Raw genomic sequence first — 5,220 nt, forward strand, 5'->3', positions numbered from 1 at the left:
GCCCTACTCCTCAGCGGGCTCCGGTTCGGACATCTTTGCGTCGGCCTCGGGGTCATCGAAGCTGCGGACCGTCCGCTTGAAGCCGCGGGTCAGCACGGCCAGGTAGATGACGCCGACGGCCAACCAGATGGCGCCGCCGATGAGGGCGGTCTCATGCAGGCTCACCCACAGGACGCCGGTGAGGATCGCGCCGATTGCCGGCATCACCACGTATTTGAATGCGGACTTGAAATCGACGACCTGCTTGGTCCGGAATGCGAAGTGCGCGATGACCGTGAGGTTGACGAAGGTGAACGCGATGAGGGCACCGAAGTTGATCAGCGCAGAGATGAACTCGAGGCTGAACGACATCGCGAACAGGCACACTGCGCCGACCAGGATGATGTTGAACATCGGAGTGTGCGTCTTCGGATGGATGTAGCCGAAGGCCTTGCGCGGCAGGACGCCGTTGCGGCCCATCACCAGCATCATTCGCGACACCGACGCATGGGACGCCAGTCCCGAGGCGACCGTGGCAGCGAAGGCGGCAGCGAGGAAGAAGCCCATGAAGACGGGCCCTCCAGCCAGGAGCCCGATCTCCGGCAGCGGATCGTCGACGACATTGAACTGCGAATTGTCGGGGAAGAGCTGCTGGGCGAAGTAGCTGGCGACGAGGAAGATGGTGCCGCCGGCGAGGACTGTCAGCAGAATCGCCTTGGGCATGATGTTCACATGCTTGGCTTCGTTGGTGTACATCGTCACGGCGTCGAAGCCGATGAAGGAGAAGCAGACCACGGTGGCGCCGGTCAGCAGTGCAGACATGTGCACGCCCTCGTGCATGAAGGGCTCGGGGCTGAAGACGATGCCGGAGCCTTCGCCATTGGTCAGGTTGACGATGGCGACGACACAGAAGAGCGCGACCATGGTGACGGCGAAGACCAGGAGCACAGCGTTGAAATTGGCCGTTCCGCGCATGGACGTGGTGACGATGCCGGTCATGATCACCGTGTAGAGAACCACCCACACCCAGGCTGGGGCATCGGGGACGAGCGACTCCATATACAGTCGCGCGATGAGGCAGTTGACCATCGGCAGCAGCAGATAGTCCATGAGTGAGGTCCAGCCGACGAGGAAGCCGAGTCCGGGGCTCATGGTTTCGCGGGTGTAGGTATAGGCCGAACCCGCAGTGGGGAAGACCTTGACCATCTTTCCGTAGCTGAACGCCGTGAACACCATGACGATGAGCGCGACGAGGTATGCAGCCGGTACCGCGCCGTTGGTTTCATCCGACACGATTCCGAACGTATCGAAGACCACCGTCGGCGTCATATATCCGAGACCGAGCCCAACGATGGACCACAGCCCGAGGTTGCGTTTCAGTGAGCCTGACGCAGCCATATCAATCCTCCCCAATGAGTCTTGCCGGATGTCGTGGCGATTGCACCCGACCGTGCTTCCGCACAGGTGCAGAAGTGATCTGCGCCATAGATGCTATCCCTTCTGCAACCGAAAACGAAACCATTCCCACGAAATGAAACGATAACGTCACCTGATGCGCGTCATTCGCAACGAATCCAGTAGAAATGAATGCTGATTGTCGGCGGTCGCGGGTCCGTGGGCCCGGCGCCTCGCGGAGAATGCTCACCCGCCGAGGTTGCCCCGCCCTCCCGCAGTCGCAGTCCTCCCTGGTGGTGTCGGCTCCATCCCGCCTATCGAACGACGTTTCAGTAACTGCGCAAAGAGAGTAAGTTGGGCGGCAATGGCAATGTGGGCCCACGGTACAAGGGCCTCGATGGTTCGGCCCAGGCGGGCTCGCCCATGATGCTCGACGAAGAGAGGCAATCTCAGCAATGGCGATCGAAACACTCAGCTCAGCACAGGCGGCGGCCTGGAAGGATCGGGTCCTGCCCGCAGTGGAGAAGGTCGCCGAAGGCGTGTGGGCGATCCCGGTCCCGATCCCGAACAACCCGCTCGTCTACACCTACTGCTACGGAATCGCCGACGGCTCGGGTCTGATCCTCATCGATCCCGGTTGGGACGGCAAGGACCAATACCTGGCGCTCACCTCGGCGCTGGAATCCCTGGGATTCACGGTGGCGAACGTGCACGGAATCGCCATCACCCACTACCACCGCGACCACATCGGACTGGTTCCGGCGCTGCTGCACAAGAACCCCGATATGTGGGTGGCCATGCACGGCGAGGACCTGCGCTCGATCAAACAGTTCTTCTCGCAGAGCGTGGACCTGGGCACCGGGGTCGACCCCAGCATCAATATCGCCCGCGCCTACGGAGTGCCCGAAGATCGCTGGGCCGAAGTCGAGGCCCTCCAGGTCAGCGCCAAGAACAGCAGCAAGAACGCCCAAGGCAGTGCCGGTTCCAAGAACGAATTCGCACTGCTGATGAGCAGCATGCCCGACGCCATCACCATCCTCGACGACGGATCACAGCTGCCCACGGAGTCCGGGGCGCTGCGGGCGCTGTGGACACCGGGCCACACCTACGGACATTCGGTCTTCGTCCGCGACGAGGACGGGCTGCTGTTCTCCGGCGACCACGTGCTGCCCACGATCACCCCGAACATCGGGCTCGACAGCGGCGCGATCACGCACAGCCTCGGCGACTATCTCGGTTCCCTGGACAAGATCGGAAACCTGGACGCCGATGTGGCCGTCCTCCCGGCCCATGGGTTCCGCTTCCACGGACTCCACGACCGCAAGCGCGAACTCATCGAGCATCATCGCCAGCGCCTCGATGAGATCACCGAGCGCATGGACGCCACCGACGACCACAGCGTCTACTCGATCGCGCAGGGGCTGCACTGGTCGCGCGGATTCGATTCGCTGCACAACTTCAACCTGTTCGCCGCCCTGGCCGAAACCGCCGCGCACATGCACTACCTGGACATCGACCTGGGAGTGGGGTCGCTCGTCCCGCAGGGATGAGACAATCGGGTCCACACGAGTTGAGGAGTCGCCTGTGAGCACCGACTACGTTCCTGCCGCCGAGGTCAGGCCGGAGGTCTTCACCTCCCGAGCTGCTGACCACGTCCAACGCGGTGCCCAGCGGGGGCGCGAGCTGCGTACGGGCATCCACTCCGCGATTGCCGGCTATCGCCGCTACTTCGAATTCCTGTCCATCGCCGAGGTGGACGTGCGTGCCGCTGCCGCCGCGAGTCACGCACGACTCCAGGAGTGGTCACCGGAAGCCGCCGAGGAGCTAGCCGCCGTGGCCGGGGCCGCCGGGGTCTCCATCGACGAGCTCATGGAAGTCATCGCCCGCACGGAGATCATGACCCTGGCACCTGCCTCGGCGACCGAATGTTCGACCGTGACCTTCACCCGCCCAGGGGCGTCGATCGCGGCCCAGAACTGGGATTGGGCGGCCGACTTCTCGACGCTCTGGCACATCAACGACACCGGCTCCGTGCCCGGTCAGCTGCGCCACGTGGGCATCGCAGAATACGGGATGCTCGGCAAGATCGGGCTCAACGAAGCAGGCGTCGGCGTGCTGCTCAACATCCTCAAGCACGAAGGCGACGAGTCGGGGGGAGTGCCCATCCACATGATCCTCGAACGGGTGCTGTCGAAGGCTGAGACCCTGGACGAGGCTCTCGAGATCATCCACTCGGCGCAGGCCTCGTCCTCGTCGATTATCACGGTGGTCACCGCCGACGATGTGGTCCAGGTCGAGATCGCCAACGCGAAGAAGCGCGAACGCCGAGCCGAGGACTCGAGTGCGTCGACAGGTGCCGGCGAAGGGTTCCTGCTGCACACGAACCACTTCCTCCACCCGGACCTCCTCCCCGGAAGCCTCGAGCTCAACGCGACCTCGACCTCAAGGGCGCGTCAGGCCCACCTCGAACGGCGAATCGAGGAATACTCCAATCGAGCCGGAACATCGGGTCGAGACGGATCATCGGGCGGGCCCGAGTCGACGGCCGAGCTGATCGACATTCTCACCACGGGGCCGGGGGAGGCCCCGGTGTCCTGCACACCGGACCCTGGTGCCGCCTATGGGAACCGGTCGGCGACTTTGGTCACCGTGCAGATCAACCCGGCCCGCAGACAGATCGACCTGGCTCCGGGCTCGCCGGCAGACGGGATGCGCGGCAACCGCCGCTATCAGCTCTGAACCGAAGGCTCAGTGATCAGGCGGCCGGTCAGTTCTGGTCGGGCGCAGTCTCGGCGTCGTCCGACTCTGCCTCGGCACTGTCCGCATGGTTGGAGGCCTCTTCGTTCGCGGCCTCTTCCTCACGCATCGAGATGACTGTGTCGAGGCCCGCGGCAATCGAATCCGTGTCCTCGAGCGCCGTCTGAGTCAGACGCCAGGGAACCATGTCGAGGTTCTGGTCGCCGATGATGAACCGGATGAATGGCTGTCGGCTGCGAGGATCGTCGGCTTCGAGATTCGCGCCGTAGCGCCACTGGCCGAAACCGATCCTGCGGATCGTCTCACCGATGAAGCGCATTGCGCCCGCGACGAACGGAGTCTCCTCCTCGCTCATCATCTCCTCACGCGAGTCATAGCGAACCTTGACCTGCTTGCCCAGACGGGCGAGGCTCTCACGCTCGTACGCCCACGAGGACGGGTCGGCCTGTTCCTGAGTCCAAGCGGCAATGCCGGGCTCCACGGTGCCGATGAAGCGGGAGAGGAACTCGACCTCTTCCTCGTCGGAATTCTCGGCAGTGAGCATTCCCATCGCCAGACCGGTGCAGTTGCGCTTGGGTGAGCCGTCGCCGCCCAGGTTCTCGCGGGCCTTGTCGAGGACCGCTGTGAACACTTCGGCGGTTCGGGCATCGACTGCGGCGAGGATGATCGCCAGAACGGGAATGGGCTCGCCCTTCAGCGGCCCCTCTTCGGTGTCCGGGCGGATGAACGGCATCCCGTTCCCGGTCTCCTCGTCGTGGTCCCAGGCCCCGCCGATCGCACGCAGATAGGTCTCGCCGAGGTAGCGGATGAGGCCCTCGACGAACCTGCGGTTGTCCGGGTCGATCACCTCGTCGGGGGAGGAGAAGCGGGAGAGGACGAAGAACTCGAGCATCGGCAGGGACTTGGGGCCGAAGTCCTTGGGGAACTTCACCGTGGTTCCGTCTTCGTTGTCGAAGGTCTCCGGCAGGTCGGCGAGGACGAACGCGCCGAGGCGGACATCCATGTTGTTGATGAAGGCGTAATATTCGCGCTGTAGTTCATTCACGCCAACCACCTTAGTGCCTGCGGAGCGGTCCGGTGGCGGAAGAC

The 5,220-nt window shown here is 63.8% G+C and carries 4 protein-coding genes; 2 read left to right on the forward strand and 2 right to left on the reverse strand.

What is annotated here, in order from left to right:
* Nucleotides 1–3: 3 nt before the first annotated feature.
* On the reverse strand, nucleotides 4–1,377 hold the full coding sequence (locus tag L0G76_RS13855; protein WP_304357753.1) for an APC family permease: 1,374 nt from the start codon (nucleotides 1,375–1,377) through the stop codon (nucleotides 4–6).
* A gap of 452 nt (nucleotides 1,378–1,829) precedes the next feature.
* Here L0G76_RS13855 and L0G76_RS13860 point away from each other — a divergent pair, with 452 nt between their 5' ends.
* Together L0G76_RS13860 and L0G76_RS13865 are read left to right on the forward strand one after the other, a co-directional pair.
* Nucleotides 1,830–2,924 carry an MBL fold metallo-hydrolase gene (locus L0G76_RS13860; RefSeq protein WP_304357754.1) on the forward strand — a complete coding sequence of 365 codons (1,095 nt, stop codon included), beginning with the start codon at nucleotides 1,830–1,832 and terminating at the stop codon, nucleotides 2,922–2,924.
* A gap of 34 nt (nucleotides 2,925–2,958) precedes the next feature.
* A complete protein-coding gene (locus L0G76_RS13865; RefSeq protein WP_304357755.1) occupies nucleotides 2,959–4,113 on the forward strand; it encodes a C45 family autoproteolytic acyltransferase/hydrolase in 1,155 nt (384 codons plus the stop codon).
* 28 nt (nucleotides 4,114–4,141) lie between these two features.
* On the opposite strand, the gene L0G76_RS13870 is transcribed toward L0G76_RS13865, so the two are convergent.
* A complete protein-coding gene (locus L0G76_RS13870; protein ID WP_304357756.1) occupies nucleotides 4,142–5,176 on the reverse strand; it encodes a hypothetical protein in 1,035 nt (344 codons plus the stop codon).
* Between the last annotated feature and the right edge of the window lie 44 nt (nucleotides 5,177–5,220).

This window comes from Brevibacterium picturae, from assembly GCF_030453725.1.
GTDB lineage: Bacteria > Actinomycetota > Actinomycetes > Actinomycetales > Brevibacteriaceae > Brevibacterium > Brevibacterium sandarakinum_A.